The 15,573-nt window shown below is 35.6% G+C and carries 16 protein-coding genes and 1 riboswitch; of the genes, 9 read left to right on the top strand and 7 right to left on the bottom strand.

Annotation, left to right across the window (positions count from 1 at the left end):
* The first annotated feature begins 121 nt into the window (after nucleotides 1–121).
* On the top strand, nucleotides 122–256 hold the full coding sequence (locus GFJ36_RS00855) for a DUF3951 domain-containing protein (RefSeq protein WP_097891821.1): 135 nt from the start codon (nucleotides 122–124) through the stop codon (nucleotides 254–256).
* 18 nt (nucleotides 257–274) lie between these two features.
* On the opposite strand, the gene GFJ36_RS00850 is transcribed toward GFJ36_RS00855, so the two are convergent.
* Nucleotides 275–778 carry a hypothetical protein gene (locus GFJ36_RS00850; protein ID WP_097906553.1) on the bottom strand — a complete coding sequence of 168 codons (504 nt, stop codon included), beginning with the start codon at nucleotides 776–778 and terminating at the stop codon, nucleotides 275–277.
* Between the two features lie 274 nt (nucleotides 779–1,052).
* On the opposite strand from GFJ36_RS00850, the gene GFJ36_RS00845 reads away from it, so the two are divergent.
* Nucleotides 1,053–1,499: a hypothetical protein gene (locus GFJ36_RS00845; RefSeq protein ID WP_000282867.1), complete on the top strand. Its 447-nt coding sequence runs from the start codon at nucleotides 1,053–1,055 to the stop codon at nucleotides 1,497–1,499.
* A gap of 33 nt (nucleotides 1,500–1,532) precedes the next feature.
* Here GFJ36_RS00845 and GFJ36_RS00840 read toward each other — a convergent pair whose 3' ends face one another.
* From GFJ36_RS00840 to GFJ36_RS00820, 5 genes are all read right to left on the bottom strand, one after another.
* Nucleotides 1,533–2,783 carry a multidrug effflux MFS transporter gene (locus GFJ36_RS00840; protein ID WP_157349426.1) on the bottom strand — a complete coding sequence of 417 codons (1,251 nt, stop codon included), beginning with the start codon at nucleotides 2,781–2,783 and terminating at the stop codon, nucleotides 1,533–1,535.
* Between the two features lie 126 nt (nucleotides 2,784–2,909).
* Entirely contained in the window at nucleotides 2,910–4,628 is a 1,719-nt protein-coding gene (locus tag GFJ36_RS00835) for a DUF3981 domain-containing protein (protein WP_070169275.1), read from the bottom strand.
* Nucleotides 4,629–4,706: 78 nt separating this feature from the next.
* Nucleotides 4,707–5,240, bottom strand: a complete 534-nt coding sequence (locus GFJ36_RS00830) for an MFS transporter (RefSeq protein ID WP_048567287.1) — start codon at nucleotides 5,238–5,240, stop codon at nucleotides 4,707–4,709.
* The gene (locus GFJ36_RS00825) at nucleotides 5,237–6,673 is read right to left on the bottom strand and encodes an FAD-binding oxidoreductase (RefSeq protein WP_097891797.1); all 1,437 of its coding nucleotides are present in this window, start codon (nucleotides 6,671–6,673) and stop codon (nucleotides 5,237–5,239) included. Before GFJ36_RS00825 ends, GFJ36_RS00830 begins: the two co-directional genes overlap by 4 nt.
* Nucleotides 6,674–6,785: 112 nt before the next feature.
* Complete coding sequence (locus GFJ36_RS00820; protein ID WP_000720089.1) at nucleotides 6,786–7,550, bottom strand: hypothetical protein; 765 nt, start codon at nucleotides 7,548–7,550, stop codon at nucleotides 6,786–6,788.
* Nucleotides 7,551–7,695: 145 nt separating this feature from the next.
* On the opposite strand from GFJ36_RS00820, the gene GFJ36_RS00815 reads away from it, so the two are divergent.
* From GFJ36_RS00815 to GFJ36_RS00800, 4 genes are all read left to right on the top strand, one after another.
* Nucleotides 7,696–8,604, top strand: a complete 909-nt coding sequence (locus GFJ36_RS00815; RefSeq protein WP_087984968.1) for an NAD(P)-dependent alcohol dehydrogenase — start codon at nucleotides 7,696–7,698, stop codon at nucleotides 8,602–8,604.
* 80 nt (nucleotides 8,605–8,684) lie between these two features.
* A riboswitch (SAM riboswitch) is annotated at nucleotides 8,685–8,799 on the top strand.
* A gap of 85 nt (nucleotides 8,800–8,884) precedes the next feature.
* Nucleotides 8,885–9,697, top strand: a complete 813-nt coding sequence (locus tag GFJ36_RS00810; protein ID WP_098230800.1) for a MetQ/NlpA family ABC transporter substrate-binding protein — start codon at nucleotides 8,885–8,887, stop codon at nucleotides 9,695–9,697.
* Nucleotides 9,698–9,709: 12 nt separating this feature from the next.
* Complete coding sequence (locus tag GFJ36_RS00805) at nucleotides 9,710–10,750, top strand: methionine ABC transporter ATP-binding protein (protein ID WP_157349425.1); 1,041 nt, start codon at nucleotides 9,710–9,712, stop codon at nucleotides 10,748–10,750.
* A complete protein-coding gene (locus tag GFJ36_RS00800) occupies nucleotides 10,725–11,393 on the top strand; it encodes a methionine ABC transporter permease (RefSeq protein WP_088061690.1) in 669 nt (222 codons plus the stop codon). The genes GFJ36_RS00805 and GFJ36_RS00800 overlap by 26 nt, the downstream gene beginning before the upstream one ends.
* 37 nt (nucleotides 11,394–11,430) lie before the next feature.
* Here the strand turns inward: GFJ36_RS00800 and GFJ36_RS00795 are convergent, their stop codons facing one another.
* On the bottom strand, nucleotides 11,431–12,207 hold the full coding sequence (locus GFJ36_RS00795) for an SDR family oxidoreductase (protein WP_098230805.1): 777 nt from the start codon (nucleotides 12,205–12,207) through the stop codon (nucleotides 11,431–11,433).
* 460 nt (nucleotides 12,208–12,667) lie between these two features.
* On the opposite strand from GFJ36_RS00795, the gene GFJ36_RS00790 reads away from it, so the two are divergent.
* The 3 genes from GFJ36_RS00790 (at nucleotide 12,668) to GFJ36_RS00780 (ending at nucleotide 15,512) form a co-directional block, all read left to right on the top strand.
* Nucleotides 12,668–13,969 carry a DUF5068 domain-containing protein gene (locus GFJ36_RS00790; protein WP_098230807.1) on the top strand — a complete coding sequence of 434 codons (1,302 nt, stop codon included), beginning with the start codon at nucleotides 12,668–12,670 and terminating at the stop codon, nucleotides 13,967–13,969.
* Nucleotides 13,970–14,109: 140 nt separating this feature from the next.
* Nucleotides 14,110–14,601 (top strand): RNA polymerase sigma factor, encoded by a 492-nt coding sequence (locus tag GFJ36_RS00785; protein ID WP_088061685.1) that lies wholly within the window; start codon nucleotides 14,110–14,112, stop codon nucleotides 14,599–14,601.
* On the top strand, nucleotides 14,601–15,512 hold the full coding sequence (locus GFJ36_RS00780) for a sigma factor regulator N-terminal domain-containing protein (RefSeq protein ID WP_088061683.1): 912 nt from the start codon (nucleotides 14,601–14,603) through the stop codon (nucleotides 15,510–15,512). Before GFJ36_RS00785 ends, GFJ36_RS00780 begins: the two co-directional genes overlap by 1 nt.
* The last annotated feature ends 61 nt before the right edge of the window (nucleotides 15,513–15,573 follow it).

Below are 15,573 nucleotides of genomic sequence, written 5' to 3'. Positions count from 1 at the left end.
TGATTATTAGTTGAACCAATCGGGCTTTTAGGGGCAGTGGATCCCCTACCTAACTTCTTTGCTTTCACTGAACTTTGAGGTGGGGGTCTTACTGCCCGGCAAATAGCGGGATAAACTCTTTATTAAAAAGAAACGTATCACTTCTTTTTATACTCCATTCGATAATATTACCGGACAAACAATCTCTGAATTTCACGAAAAACAAAATGTATTAGTATCCGAGGATGAAGACGGAGATGGTAAGAAGAAAAAATAACCTTGCGCGTACGCAAGGTTATTTTTTCGTTTCTGCTTGAAAACGTTTATAGTATGTTGATGCTGTTGCAAAGTTAATTTCTATATCACGAATCAATGATGAGTCTTCTTCTTTAGCTAACTTCTGTAATTTTTTCATTGCTTGTTCCGATTCATTCAAGAAACCAGCGTATACCTCATGTTCTTGCCCTTTCGACTTTGGAACACGAATTTCTTTACGTATATTATCAATATCTTCTAACATGCTACTCGTTACCTTTTGCACATCTTCTTTATATGTAGCATTCGTTATTTCCTTACCGCCCTTTTCTTTTGCCACTTCAAATAACTGTAGTGCTTTATTAATTTCTTTATTCATTTTCATATCGTATTTTTCATGTACTGCACGGTATTCTTTCATCTCTTCTGTTTGCTCAGTAGATTGCTCTACCTTTTCTTTCGGTTCTTTCGTATCTTTATTTCCATTACATCCTGCTAGAAGGATCATACTTCCCATTACAGCAATACCCAAAACCTTCTTCATCTCTTCTTCTCCTTTTATCTACAGCTACTACTCATTATAGTTTCTTTTATCTCCACTTGTTATTATACCGAGAACATCCTACTTTTTACACTTAAGACGCTACCTTAATATACATGCCTACATTTTTGTCACAGTATCGTCACTTTATGCAAATAACTTTTGCACTGCTTTACTACATCACCTTACAAAACTGTAAGCACACATAAAGAACAAACCATGCTAGACTTACATATGCATAACGCAAACATATGTAAGTTTTTAAGGAGAATCATCTATGTACAACACAATGCCTTTTATGGGAGAAGATATTCGTGTCCTTATTCGTGAAAAATCACTTCATATCGAAAATACAGAGAGCCTTCGCCGCGTATTAAAAAAGAAACATGCTCCATTTAAGTTAGCCCAATATTTAAAACAACAACATACAAATCAATTTCATACCGTGCTAAATATATCAGATAAATCATTAACAATCGAAATCATCGGTCATGTCTACATTGGAAACTTCGCAGATATCTTAAAAGAAATCCCACGTATACCGAAAATTGCTCCTATTATCGTTAAAAAAGCGTATAAAATTACCGACCATACCGATATTATCGACTGCGGGGAAAAAGAAGTCGATAGTAATCGCTGGGTGTGGGATAAACTTGCTGTTTTATATGATACGATCATGAATAATATGTATGAGGTATTTCAAAGAAATGAAAAAAAGAACTGATTCAAATATTCCCTTTGAATCAGTTCTTTTTTGTTAAGCCTCTAAATTTTGTCTTTGTTGTAGTTCAAACTGCTTTTCACTTCTTCTGACCATAAATAGATAACATAATACAGCACCAATTTCACAAAGAGCTATTACAACCCCCATCGGTAATGCGGTGTTGCTTCCACCAATACCTACTAACGGTGCAACAAGTGCTCCTGAAATAAATTGTAATAAACCTAATAAAGCCGACGCTGTTCCTGCAGCTTGTTTCTGATTTCTCATCGCTAATGAGAACCCAGTTGTTGATACAACCCCGACACTTGATACGACAAGGAATAACGAGCATAAAACACCAATTAAACCTATTCCTAGTAAGATTGTCAGTAGTAAAGATAAACCACCAACGGCTGCAATAATAATACCGGAAACGAATAACGTTTTCTCATTCACTTTCCCTGCTAAACGGCCCGTAACCTGACTAGCAATAATAATACCGATACCGTTAATCGCAAAGAATAAGCTAAATTGCTGTGGTGATGCTCCGTATATGTTCTGCAACACAAATGGTGAGCCCGAAATGTAAGCAAACATCGCCGCCGTTACTAGCCCTTGTGATAATGCATATCCCATAAACAAACGATCTTTTAACAGTTTTCCATACGTCGCCAATGTCCCTGACAAACCACCTGTTTCTCTTTCTTCAGGAGGTAATGTTTCACGTAATACGAAAGTAGCTGATATTAACATGAATACACTAATTGCTCCGAGAACGATGAAGACACCGCGCCATGTTGTGAACTGTAGTAATTGTCCCCCTATAATCGGTGCCAAAATAGGCGCTGCTCCGTTTACTAACATGAGCAGTGAGAAAAACTTCGTCATTTCAGAACCTGAATACATGTCACGTACCATTGCACGTGATATAACAATCCCGGCCGATCCTGAAGCCCCTTGTAAGAAGCGCAATAACACTAAACTCCAAATAGATGGTGCAATAGCACAAAGTAAAGAAGAAGCAACATAAATAATAAGAGCGATAATAAGAGGTTTGCGCCTTCCGTAAATGTCACTAATTGAACCAACAAATAATTGTCCTACTGAAAGCCCAAGCAAACATGCTGTCAATGTAAGCTGTGCAAGAGATGCGCCTGTTTGTAAATCATCTGTTAATTTTGGTAAAGAAGGCAAATACATATCAATAGATAATGGCCCAATCGCCGTAAGTGTCCCTAATACAAGAATCATCCATAACCTATTTGTCTTGACAGGTTTATATATTTCGTGATTAACTCCATTCACTTTTCCGTTCACCCTTTCCGATAAATACTAAATCGTAACAATTATAGTTACAACATAAACATACGTCAAGTATAGTTCATTTTCCTGTTTCATACCGTAAAAAAAAGCGATAGAATTTCTATCGCTTTACTTTTTCAAATTGCTATTTGTAAATTTAGATACGGAAGACATCGCCTCTCCTGTATCTAAATATGTGATTTGAATTGGATCTCCCACTTCTGTAAACATAGCATATGGGAATTTCTTCACCGGTATCATAAATACTTTTTGTTCATTCTCTAACAGTACATACACAATTGTATTTTCACCTGATTTTTCTTTATATACACGTTGTACAACGCCTTCTTTTTGTGCTTCTTTACCATTTGAAGTCGGTCTAAATGAATCTCCACTTCCACTCAGCGCATTTTTATAATTCTCAAGCGCTTCTTTTTGCGTCGAACCTGTTGCAAATATTTTCGCATTAGAAGCATAGATAACTGTATGAGCACGTACTAATCCCCCGTCATCAATAACAGGTACAATCCAAGAAGGTTTACCATACACGTTATAAATAACCGGCATCGTTCCATGCCATTTCTCTCTCTTAAAGGAATTATCCACTACTTCCGAAGCAGCTGAACCATCCATAATCCCCTTCACTTCTTTTCCGTTATAGTAATACAACTTACCTGTACGCGCATCGATAAGCGAGTAACCTAACGCAGAATCTACTCCCTCTTTTGGAGAGGTGAAATCAGTAAAGTAATATAACGTTCCATCCTTACCGAAAATTGGTGTAACTCCTTCTTTCGTTCCCCACTCAGTCGGAATCTTCATATCCGTTTGCGAGAATTTCGTATTCCAAAATCCGTGAATATATTTACCGAAGTATGTATTTAATGTAGATGCGGTCTCGTGATTTAATACACCATCAACAAATTTAGGCGCTTTTCCTTTATCATATCTTTTCACTTCACCTGTTTGTGCATCTACTACTACAACGCCCTCTACCTCAAATCCAGATCTTCCTGAAATAAATTCACCATACGTCATTGTATAATACGGTTTCCCTTTATCATCCACTTCAAATTTAGGTTTCCCTTTAAAGATTAGATTTGGTTCTGCTTGCCTTACAACACGCTCTAAATTATTCCCGAAGAACATGCTCGGCACATATTTCATTTTATAACCAAGATGCAATTTCGCTTCCGCATCAGGATTCGTACCTGACATCGTTACGTACCCTGGAATTGTCTCAGCTTTACGTGCTTTAAAAAAGCCTGAAACTTCAATCGGTGCTACATATAAAGCCTCACCATTTACCATTTGTGGCGTTAATTCCCCTAGCTCAAAATAAGCTACTTTCGGAATATCCCCAAATACTTTTTTCATTTTATTCTCCGCTGTCTTTGGCGGTACTGTAAACGGTTGATCATTTTCAGTAAACGGCTCTGAAATATCTTTCTCGATCTTCACAACAGAATCATATTTTTTTTGCGTGATTACTATATCGTGTAAATAACCAAAATAGCCGTAACTTGCGAGTAAAACAAACATTAGAAGTCCCTTTAACGTACCTTCTAATTTCCCTATTTGATTTTGTGAAAATAAAACAAGCCCAATTAAAACTGCTACTGCAACGGCATAATGAGTAAGAATCGAATCTGCTCGATCATCGATTAGCCAAAGATATTCATAGATTGCAATACCTATCCAAAATAATACAGGAATAACTAAAATGGATGATTTCTTACCCTTTACAACCTTCTCATCCCCTTTCTTATCCACTGCTCGAAGTTTACTACCGCTTCTTGTCCATGGAATCAAAAACAAAGTGAGAATAGCTAAAATTAAAAATTTCATCAAAGGCAATGTCCCCTTTTCTTTTATTTTCCCTTTTAGTATAACAAATAAAGGGTATTCAGGTAAAAATGGGGATGATTATATTTTTTTACTACTTAATACAATCCCACTCACTACATATAAGATAGATGCAATATAAAAAATGGTGCCAATCGTAAAGAAATCTACTAAATATCCCGTTGCAATAATTGCTATTGCTCCTCCAATCGATGTCCACACATGATATTTTCCAATCTCATAACCAGCATTTTCTTGCACAACCTTTCGTGCTAACGACGTCTTCTCGGTATTACGCTGCACAGCACCTAAAACTCCCATTACAATTTGAAGAATATACACATGCCAGACTTCCGTGGCAATCGGGAAACAAAGCATTAATATTGCCATGGACCAAGCATATATAATTAATAATTTTTGATCGCCTACTCGATCAGACATCTTTCCTACTAATGGATATACAAGTGCTGAAGTTAAAGCAAATAAGCCATACGCCCAGCCAAACTGCGAGAAGCTATTCCCAACATTCCGAAGCAATAGAATATAAAAAGGAAATACCATACTTCCCGCCATCATAATTATGCTTTGTGACGCTACAAATCTTCTATATGTCATTTCGTATACTCCCTATAAAATAAATTCACAAATCTCTCTTTCGGATCCGCTTCTTTTTTCTTCTGAAGAAATTCTTCTATACGAGGATATGCCCTCTTTAACTGCTCCTTCGTTGGATACGAATAGTACGGTAAATAATAACTACCATTATGTTTTAAAGTAACATCAATCATTTTCTGAATGACATCTTCTGTTTTCTTTATTTCACCCTCTGAGCGTCCTTGGTTAATTAAAAGAACTAGCGCAAACATATCATCTTTCGCATAGGATAAAACTGCATTTTCATTCTTTTCCACATAACGAATCGTAATATTGAGCAAATTAAACTCTTCTTCATTTAATACGTTACGTAAATCATCTATGTATTCCGTGAAGAAATCTATAGGCACAAAGTATTCTTGTAACACTTCTGTTCTATTCGGATTTTCATATTCCATAAAGGCACTATCTGACCTCATAACATTATTTCGCGTCTCATACGCTCCATCTGTACGCTCAAAATAACTTCTTTGTATATCCCAAAATGTATTCTTTCCCCAATCGCTATAACGGGATAATCCGAGTAAAAATTTCGGTGCAGCTATAATAGTTTCCTCTTTTAATTCACTGTACTCTTCCCTCATATTTTGATTTTTCGCCAATGTATAATCTGTCACATACATCTCTTTTAAAAATGAATTGGGGGCAACAGAAATACGGGCTAAGTGCATACGAACATTTTCATCTCTTTTCACTTTATCTTTGAAATAAGATGTGTATTCTTTATAATCTATCATTCTCGTATGCATTTCATATAATTCATCATCAGTTAACTTTAATGTCACATCTAAAATGACACCAAATAACCCGTAACCACCTATGACATATGGAAATAGCTCTGCATTTTCTTCTCTACTTACATTACGTACCGTACCATCTGCCATTAACAATCTGAATGACTCTACTGTATCAATCAATGCTTCATGACGAATATCACGCCCATGTACATTCACACTTAATGAACCACCAACAGTAAAAATATTTTGAGATTGCATTACTTGAACCGCAAGACCATATGGATTGATTTTCTTTTGAATGTCATTCCATGTGACACCGCTTTGCACCCTAATCCTCTTCTCCTCCGGATCAAATTCTAATATTTTATTATACCCCTTCATATCAAGCATCGTGCCGTTCGGATAATACGTCTGTCCTCCTTGGCTATGTTGCATACCTGCAATGGAAATTTTCTCTCCGGAAGTATTTGCATCTTTCACTACCTGTTTTAATGAACGTTCATCCTCAGCATTTTCAACACGTTTAATTTTCGTTGGAAGCAACTTTCCTACATCGCTCATAATAGGGTGCTTTAGTTGCTCTTTATATGTATTTACAGATGTTGCAAGCAACACTGTATAAGCCACAATGACCACCGCTATCTTTCTTTTTTTCAAATGACACTCTCCTCTTCTACAGTTTTCCCTCTTCATATTGTACCTATTTTCCTATGAAGAAAGTATACAAAAAAGAGGGCACCTTATTTTAGGTCCCCCCTCATCAAAACTATTACTTTGCTGCCGGCAATTGTATTGGGTCAAACTTTTCGTACGACGTATATTTTGCGTTCGTAATAATGTGTGCTTTATCCTTGCCGTTACTACTCATAATCATGTCTATCTTTGCTGATTCATATTTAAAATCTTTTGTAATGATATATTCTGCATCCACTTCTTCTATCTTCGCATTTTGTGCTTGTAACATTTTCTTCTGTGTTTCATCCATGCTAGTTAACATACTTTCTGTTTCTTGCCCTTTTAATGTAAATTTCAGTTTATATTTATCTCCGCTTTTCTCCATCTTCATTTTATCTAAAACTACTGCTGGTACTTCTAACTTATCTATAATATCTTGAGTCGCTTTCATTCCACCAGCGTTTAATTGCTCCTCTGGTACGGTTATAACTTCTCCTGTATTAGGGTTTTTTACCTCACCAGCAACTTTACCATCCACAGTATACACTACAACATCTGTACCGGAAATATTCATTTCAGAACGAGAATTCTTTGTCTTTGGCTCTAATTGCATCTTAGCCTTTAATATATCCATCTCTGTTCCCTCAGCTTTTACCCCTACACCATATGTCATCGTTACATGCTCTTCATTTTTAAAAGCTTCGTTCGTTTTCTTGAAAACATCCTTCGCTGCTAATTCTTTTTCTTTTTGAACTGATTCTTTTTTCGGTTCATCCGTCTTTGCTGTTTTCTCATTACTACACCCTACCCCTAGACTGATTGCAAGTACTAAACTTGAAACAAAAATAATTTTTTTCATAATGTCGCCCCCTTTCCCAAAATAATATCACCTCTTTTCCTATGAAATCTATATAATTTTTAATCTATATTCGCTATATAGCGACATGTTTAATGAAGGTTTTAAATATGATGTAAATAACAACAACTCATTTCAGGAGGTCATTATGAAGGCGATCATTTGCACACAGTATGGACCACCTAACGTTCTTCAGCTTCAAAATATAGAGAAACCTACACCTAAAAAGAACGAAGTATTAATTAAAATTCACGCAACAAGTGTATCGACTGGAGATTGTAGAATACGCGGTTTTAATAGTCCCCTCTTATTTTGGATTCCTATGCGGATCATATTAGGTTTCAGAAAACCGAGAAACCCTATACTCGGCGTAGAGTTATCCGGTGAAATCGAAGAAATAGGAACAGATGTAACTCAATTTAAAGAGGGAGATCCTATCTTTGCATTAACTGGCCTTCATGCTGGTGCTTATGCTGAATATACATGTGTACATGAAAGTGGATTAATAACATTAAAACCTACCAATGTGACGTATGAAGAAGCGGCAGTTATTCCTTTTGGTGGAACTTCAGCATTGCATTTCCTGAGAAAGGGCCGTATAAAAAAAGGGCAACAAGTGCTCATATATGGTGCCTCCGGATCAGTAGGAACAGCTGCTGTACAACTTGCTAAATATTTCGGTACGACCGTTACGGCTGTTTGTAGTAATTCAAATTTTGAACTCGTTCAATCTTTAGGAGCTGATAAAGTAATTGATTATACGAAAGAAGATTTTACTAAGCCGGGCGAGCGCTACGATATTATATTTGATGCAGTTGGGAAGTATAAAAAATCCCTTTGTACAAATACATTAACATCCAATGGAAAATATGTATCTGTTAATGGAATGATGGCCAAGGTAAGTAAAGAGGATATGATTCTATTAAAAAAACTAGTCGAAACGGAAAAACTAAAGCCCGTTATTGATAGAACTTACCGATTAGAAGAAATTGCTGAAGCTCATATGCATGTGGAAAAGGGACATAAAAAAGGGAATGTTTCCATTACCTTAAAATAAAATATATTCAGAAAATAATATTGACAATTCTATTTGTAAGATTTACTATTAGTACCATATTAAAAAACTACATACACATACTCTTATCAAGAGTGGCGGAGGGACTGGCCCGATGATGCCCGGCAACCGAGCTTATGACGTATAAGCTAAGGTGCTAATTCCTGCAAAACGAGTTTTCGTTTTGGAAGATAAGAGAGGAACCTATTTTGTCTATTCGGCACCTCTCTTATTTTTGAGAGGTGCTTTTTATTTTGGAACGTATATGAAGGGGGAACTATAGATGAAAAAAGTATTATTGAGCATTGTAAGTGGAGCGGTATTATTGTTAGGTGCATGTGGTGCTAATTCTGATAAAGAGGTAAAAGCATTAGATGAGGAAAAGATTACTGTCGGTGTAACGGGTGGACCGCATGAACAAATTTTTGAAAAGGTAAAAGAAGTGGCAGCGAAAGACGGTCTCGAAATTGATGTAAAAGTATTTAATGATTATGTAGCACCAAACGTATCTTTAGATGAAAAAAGCCTCGATGTAAATAGCTATCAAACGAAATCTTATTTAGACGTATTTAAAGCTGAACGCAATATGAAATTAACTGAAGTATTTTCAACAGTAACATTCCCTATGGGCGTATATTCTAAAGACATAAAAGATGTAAAAGACTTAAAAGAGGGCGACGCAATCGCTGTACCAAATGATCCAACGAATGAACTTCGAGCTTTAAAACTATTTGAAAAAGCAGGCGTTTTAAAAGTGGATCCAAAGGCTACAGAAAAAGCGACTGCGAAAGATGTAATTGAAAACCCAAAGAAATTAAAAATTGTTGAATTAGAGGCATCTCAATTACCGACACAACTAAGTGAAGTGAAAGCAGCTGCAATTAATACAAACTTTGCATTAGGTGCAAAATTAAGCCCTGCGAAAGATTCTATTTTCCGTGAAGGAAAAGATTCACCATATGTAAACTGGGTCGTTGTTCGTACTGAAAATAAAGATGATGCTGTTGTAAATAAATTAAAGAAAGCTTATCAATCTAAAGAAGTAAAAGAATTTATCGAGAAAAAATTTGATGGTTCAGTTTTACCATCTTGGTAGGAGCTGACGATAATGATTGAATTAAAAAATGTATCCAAAGTATTTACAACAAAAAAAGGGAATGTAGAAGCTCTTAAACCTACTTCCCTTCAAGTAAAAAAGGGCGAAGTATTTGGAATCATTGGATATAGTGGCGCTGGTAAAAGTACATTAATTCGATGTGTAAATTTATTAGAAAAACCAACGACAGGAAATATCATTGTAAACGGCCAAGACTTAACAACTTTATCAGCAAAAGAACTAGCAAAATCGAGACAAAAAATCGGAATGATTTTTCAAGGATTCAACTTACTTAAAACTGTGACAGTTTATGAAAATATCGCATTACCGTTACGTCTATCTGGTCTTTCCAAAAATGAAATTGAAAAAAGGGTAGAAAAGTATTTACGTATTGTCGATCTTTTTAACCGAAAAGATGCATATCCGAGCGAACTTTCTGGCGGCCAGAAGCAACGTGTTGCCATTGCACGTGCACTATCACATGAACCGGAAGTGTTATTAAGCGACGAAGCAACGAGTGCTTTGGATCCAGAAACAACTGAATCTATTCTCGACCTATTATTAAAGATTAATGAAGAAATCGGGATCACAATTTTATTAATTACACATGAAATGAATGTTATCCAGCGTATATGTGACCGAGTTGCTGTTATGGAACATGGAGCAGTAGTTGAAAGCGGGACTGTGAAGGATATATTCACAAACCCACAACATGCAACAACGAAAAAATTCGTAAATAGTGCATTTGCAGCGAAGATTCCTGAAGACGTACAGAAAGAGCTACAAAGAACCGGTGAAATCGTAACACTTTCATTTATAGGGAACTCTTCTGGCGAACCAGCGTTAGCTATCGCTACAAAGCGCTTTCAAGTGTATCCGAATATTTTATCCGGTAATATTACACAGCTAAAACATGAAGCATATGGGAAACTGATTATTCATATGCAAGGTGAAAAAACTGAAATAGACCGTGCTTTATCATTTTTACAAGAGCAAGGGATCATCGTAGAAGGAGGTAGAACAGATTATGGGAAACAAGTCCTTTTTGGATGAATGGGGTAAAGTCATATGGGAAGCAACCATTCAAACATTTCAAATGACATCTATTTCACTATTCATCTCTATCCTTATTGCACTACCACTTGGCGTCACGCTTGTTTTAACGAGACCTGGTGGACAGCACGAAAATAAAATCATTTATCCAATTCTTAATACAATTATTAACGTTATTCGCTCTCTTCCATTTATCATTCTACTATTCTTTATTTTACCTTTTACAAAGTTTCTAATGGGAACATCCATTGGTGTGCAAGGTGTCATCGTACCGCTTGTCGTCTTCACTGCTCCCTATATCGCAAGATTGATGGAGACAGCATTATTAGAAGTCGATCGTGGTGTTATTGAAGCTTACCAAGCAATGGGCGTCTCTACTATAAAAATCATTTGGCACGTTATGGTGAAAGAAGCTCGTCCCTCCCTTGTACTTGGGTTAACAATCGCGACAATTGGATTAATTGGCGCAACAGCAATGGCTGGGCTTGTAGGTGCTGGCGGTCTTGGTGATTTAGCATATCGATTCGGCCATTTACGCTACGAACCGGAAGTAATGTATGCAACAGTCTTTATTTTAATTATCCTCGTTCAAGGGTTGCAGTCTTTAGGAAATGGTGTTGCACGAAGATTGAAGAAAGATTAAAAAAGAAGGTATCTCACTAGGGTGAGATACCTTCTTTTTACCTTTTAAATCCACCTTCAGAATGAATAACTTGTCCAGTAATCCATTCTGCTTCTTCACTTACTAAAAACTTAATGAGTCTTGCCGCGTCCCTCGGCTCACCAATTCTACCAAAAGGAAACATCGGCTTTAATCCTTGCTTTATCTCTTCAGTCATCCAGCCTGTACTAGTTGGACCTGGATTAATTGCATTCACTGTTATACCTAGGTGGGCGACTTCAGCTGACAACGAACTCGTAAGGGCATCAATAGCTCCCTTCGTTGTTGCATACGCTAGCTCTCCAACCATAGGCCCTTGAAATTGTCCCGACGTCATATTCACAATTCTACCACCAGATTTCTTATCAAATCCTCGGGCAAATTGACTACTTAACAATGTAGTTGCACGAACATTTACCATGTAGTGCTTATCTAATTCTTCAGCAGTCAAATTAGAGAAGTCATTATTTGTAGAATACGCTGCATTATTAATTAATATATGAGGGTAGCCTAGTTGTTCAGTAACTTTATTTATAAGCTCTTTCGGTGCATCATTCTGAGTTAAATCTAACTCCATACTCGATACTTTCACACCGTTTTTTAGTAACTCTTCTTTTAATTGTGTTTGTTCACTTTGATCAACGCCCCAAGACATTTCTTTATCGTACGCTGTCCAATACGTAAAAAATATATCGTATCCTGCTTCAGCTAACTCTTTACAAATTGCTGCGCCTATACCATCTAGACGACTTACACCTGTAACAACTGCTATTTTATTTTTTAATTGATTCATCATATACTCCTCCAATTTAAAGGACGCATACTTTATATAAGAGATATGAATTTCCCTACACATTATCCTTACAAAAGGGATGTACAAACCGAATATGCAGTCCTTGAATGATTTACAGATAACTAAATAAACCCTCACTTATGAGAGAAAAATTTATCTATCTAGTTTCTAATCATTACAAGCTCATCCACATATTAAGTCCTTGTCCCCTTTCCATATATCTCTATTTCTATCATACCAATATGATGTAATATTTCAAATGATAAAAAAATAAAAATCGATATTCCATGGCGATCTTCCACTAATTTTAATATATTACAATAACTAAATAATTAAAATAATTAGAAAAACACTGGTAAATACTGGCTACATTTTTTATAATAAAATGTGGGGCTAATGTGAGAGTTGTAAACGGTCTGATTATACAGACTCAACTAGTTTTAAACAAATAGGGGGAAGAAACATGTCAAAAAAATTACTTTCTTTATTTTCTACAGTAATCGTAGCAGCGTTTGTAATAACTGGCTGTGGTCAAAGCGATACGACAAATAAAGAACAAAAAGAAAATACAACAAAAGAAAGCAAAACAGAAAAAACGGATACAACGAAAGAAAATAAACCTGAAGAAAAAAAATCCGAAGATAAAAAAACTGAAGATAAAAAGCCTGAAAATACAGCTACTAGCTCAAGCGATTACTCTAAGCTGATTTCCTATATGGAAAAAGAAACAGGTGGTAAAACAAAAGTTCTTTTTGAAAATAAGGAACCACAAGTGTATAAAGCTGAAGATGTTTCAGTATCAATGAACGGTTACACATTAGTTGAATTAAATGGATTCCATACAAACTTCGACATTCCGTTTAATCGTCAAACAGAGGGCGGAGTTATTCTTGTGAACTACAGCGTAAAAAATAGTTCAGCTAAAGATATTTATTATATGCCAGCATTGGACATGTCATTTACTGGTGCGCAGAAAACGTATAGTAACTATAAAGATTTAATTCCAAAAGAAGATCAGCTACCAACTAAGCTTGCTCCAACGAATGATTACTTAGTAAAAGCAGGGGAAACTATTTCTGGTTATATCGCGTATCCATTCGGAAAAGATGATCTAGCGAAAATCTCAAGTCTCTCAACAGTCTCAGTCACAGTCCCAACTGCACAAGCTAATAAAGGAAAATTTGATGCTCCAATCGGAAGTCCTGGAAGCTTTTCATTAAGTTTAAACAAACAAGGTGCTGAAAAGGTTGCAACAGATAACACTTTCTACCAAGATAAAGCTACAGCTAATAACATGGGCGATAAAAAAATGTTAAAAGAGAAATCAAGTATTAATAACAGCCAAGAATTAGGCGCTGTTAATGTTACATTAGACGGATACCAATTCACTCAATTCACACCAAATTCCGTCGAAGCTCCACGCTTTGCAAATTTTAAAAACGGTCTTGTTCTGTTAACAGTAAAATTCAAGCTTGATAACAAAGATGCTCAAGACGTTTCACTATCTCCTATAAGCTCTACATTAAGAGTGAATGATGGTACACAATATACGATTAATGAAGGTATGCTATTAAATTATGACTATAATGCTTCAGTCAAAACAGGAACATCTGGAGAGTTACTACAAGTATATATTTTAGATCAAGAGCAGTATGAAAAGATTTGGAAAGACAAAAGCTTTGAGATTGAGTTAGGACCTATGAGAAATAAAGAAGCTAAAGATATTTCACAAGGTAAAAAAGTTAAATTTACATTACCTAAATAAATTACTAAGTATATATTAGAAAAGGCATATAACATATGATTGTTATATGCCTTTTCTATTTGTATAAAGAACAAAATTTTAATTTAAGTGTATACATTTATCATTACCTATCCGTTGTATAAGTGTAGGGAGGAAAAGTGATGGGAAAAGAAAATATATTGACCTCCTATCTTATCAATTTAGGGGAGGAAGTGTTCAAACTACTATTAGCGAAAGGGGCTATAAAAGAAGATGCAGAAGACATCATCCAAAATACCTTCTATAAAGTATACACATTGCTAGATAATCTAACCGAGAGTAACATACGTCCATGGTTTTTCAGAGTCGCATTAAACGAATACATTGACTTGAAAAGGAAAAAAGAGCAACAAAACATTTATTTAACTGAAGAGATTTATTCAAAATTACAATATACAGACCGAGAATTAGACGCTGTTTTAAATAAAGATGAGATTTTCTATCTATTAAAAGATATAAAACTAGAGTATAAAGAAGCTTTCTTTTTAAAGTACTACTACAACTTTTCATATGAGGAAATCGCCCTAATACTAGATATTCAAGTAAACAGCGTCAAACAAAAGTTACATCGTGCACGTAAAGCAGTTCACTCAAAAATAGGAGGAAAATCTTAATGGATACTTCTTTAAAAGATGCATTAAAAAAAGCTAAAAGGAAACATTTATTTAAAAGTATCATTACCTCTATGATCGTTGTAATCATACTTATCCCTATACTTTATAAAGTTGGCAATTACTTCGCAGCAAAAAGCTCTACGAAGCTTCACGAACGACTCTTTTTACATAACGCAATTGCAGAACCGAATGTACAAATTAACTCTCAAGTAACGAGTAATTCATCCATGTTTGGCGGCAATATTATATCAAATCGTTCTAAAAATATTAATGGTTACGTAGTCCCGTGGAATACATTAACAAGCTCCTATGGTTGGATCCGTATCAATATCGATTCCAATGAATTAACGCCTGGTTTTTATTGGTCCAATAAAGAGTTCTATGAGTACGATAAACAAACAAAGAAAAAATTTGCAACATTTTATAATCCCGCTATTAAGGAATATTTTGATGGTGTCCAAAATGAATTAGGGGAAGTTTCACAAATGAACAACTATGTTGCCGAAGTTGCTATCTCTTTCAACCAGCCCTACACACTACAAGAAATTAAAGAGAAGATTCCAGACAACTTAAACATTGTATGGTTATACATGACCTCACCAATTGGAGATGAAAGTAAAGGACCCGCTGGTATGCCAATTTACGGATTTAATCCAGACAAGTCCCCTGAAGAAGCGTACAAAGAGTTCGTTGATTCACTTAACCAATACGATGACGATGGACATGACGAAGATATCCAGAAGTTTTTAAAATCAAACAAGGACAAACCATTCGATCAAGTGAAAATCTTAGGGGTTATGCTAACAGGAAAAACAGAAAACTTTAAGGCATTAGAAAACCAAGACTTTATTCGCGGTGCTTCTGTAGGGGTTACTGCACAAGTTGTTCCTTATATAAAACCGGAGAAATAATAAGGAAAAGACAAGATAAACTAATAATAGCTAGTTAAAAGAACATACATGAATCTGTTTA

Source organism: Bacillus sp. EE-W1 (assembly GCF_009760835.1).
Lineage (GTDB): Bacteria > Bacillota > Bacilli > Bacillales > Bacillaceae_G > Bacillus_A > Bacillus_A wiedmannii.
Note: the sequence above shows the minus strand (reverse complement) of the source record. Positions and strands in the feature narration are given on the sequence as shown.

Coding starts and splice junctions, on each gene's coding strand:
- GFJ36_RS00830 (WP_048567287.1), bottom strand. CDS start 5,240: ATGACATATAGAAGATTTGTAGCGTCACAAAGCATAATTATGATGGCG.
- GFJ36_RS00820 (WP_000720089.1), bottom strand. CDS start 7,550: ATGAAAAAAATTATTTTTGTTTCAAGTTTAGTACTTGCAATCAGTCTA.
- GFJ36_RS00800 (WP_088061690.1), top strand. CDS start 10,725: ATGGGAAACAAGTCCTTTTTGGATGAATGGGGTAAAGTCATATGGGAA.
- GFJ36_RS00780 (WP_088061683.1), top strand. CDS start 14,601: ATGGATACTTCTTTAAAAGATGCATTAAAAAAAGCTAAAAGGAAACAT.
- GFJ36_RS00795 (WP_098230805.1), bottom strand. CDS start 12,207: ATGATGAATCAATTAAAAAATAAAATAGCAGTTGTTACAGGTGTAAGT.
- GFJ36_RS00790 (WP_098230807.1), top strand. CDS start 12,668: ATGTCAAAAAAATTACTTTCTTTATTTTCTACAGTAATCGTAGCAGCG.
- GFJ36_RS00810 (WP_098230800.1), top strand. CDS start 8,885: ATGAAAAAAGTATTATTGAGCATTGTAAGTGGAGCGGTATTATTGTTA.
- GFJ36_RS00785 (WP_088061685.1), top strand. CDS start 14,110: ATGGGAAAAGAAAATATATTGACCTCCTATCTTATCAATTTAGGGGAG.
- GFJ36_RS00845 (WP_000282867.1), top strand. CDS start 1,053: ATGTACAACACAATGCCTTTTATGGGAGAAGATATTCGTGTCCTTATT.
- GFJ36_RS00835 (WP_070169275.1), bottom strand. CDS start 4,628: ATGAAATTTTTAATTTTAGCTATTCTCACTTTGTTTTTGATTCCATGG.
- GFJ36_RS00805 (WP_157349425.1), top strand. CDS start 9,710: ATGATTGAATTAAAAAATGTATCCAAAGTATTTACAACAAAAAAAGGG.
- GFJ36_RS00815 (WP_087984968.1), top strand. CDS start 7,696: ATGAAGGCGATCATTTGCACACAGTATGGACCACCTAACGTTCTTCAG.
- GFJ36_RS00850 (WP_097906553.1), bottom strand. CDS start 778: ATGAAGAAGGTTTTGGGTATTGCTGTAATGGGAAGTATGATCCTTCTA.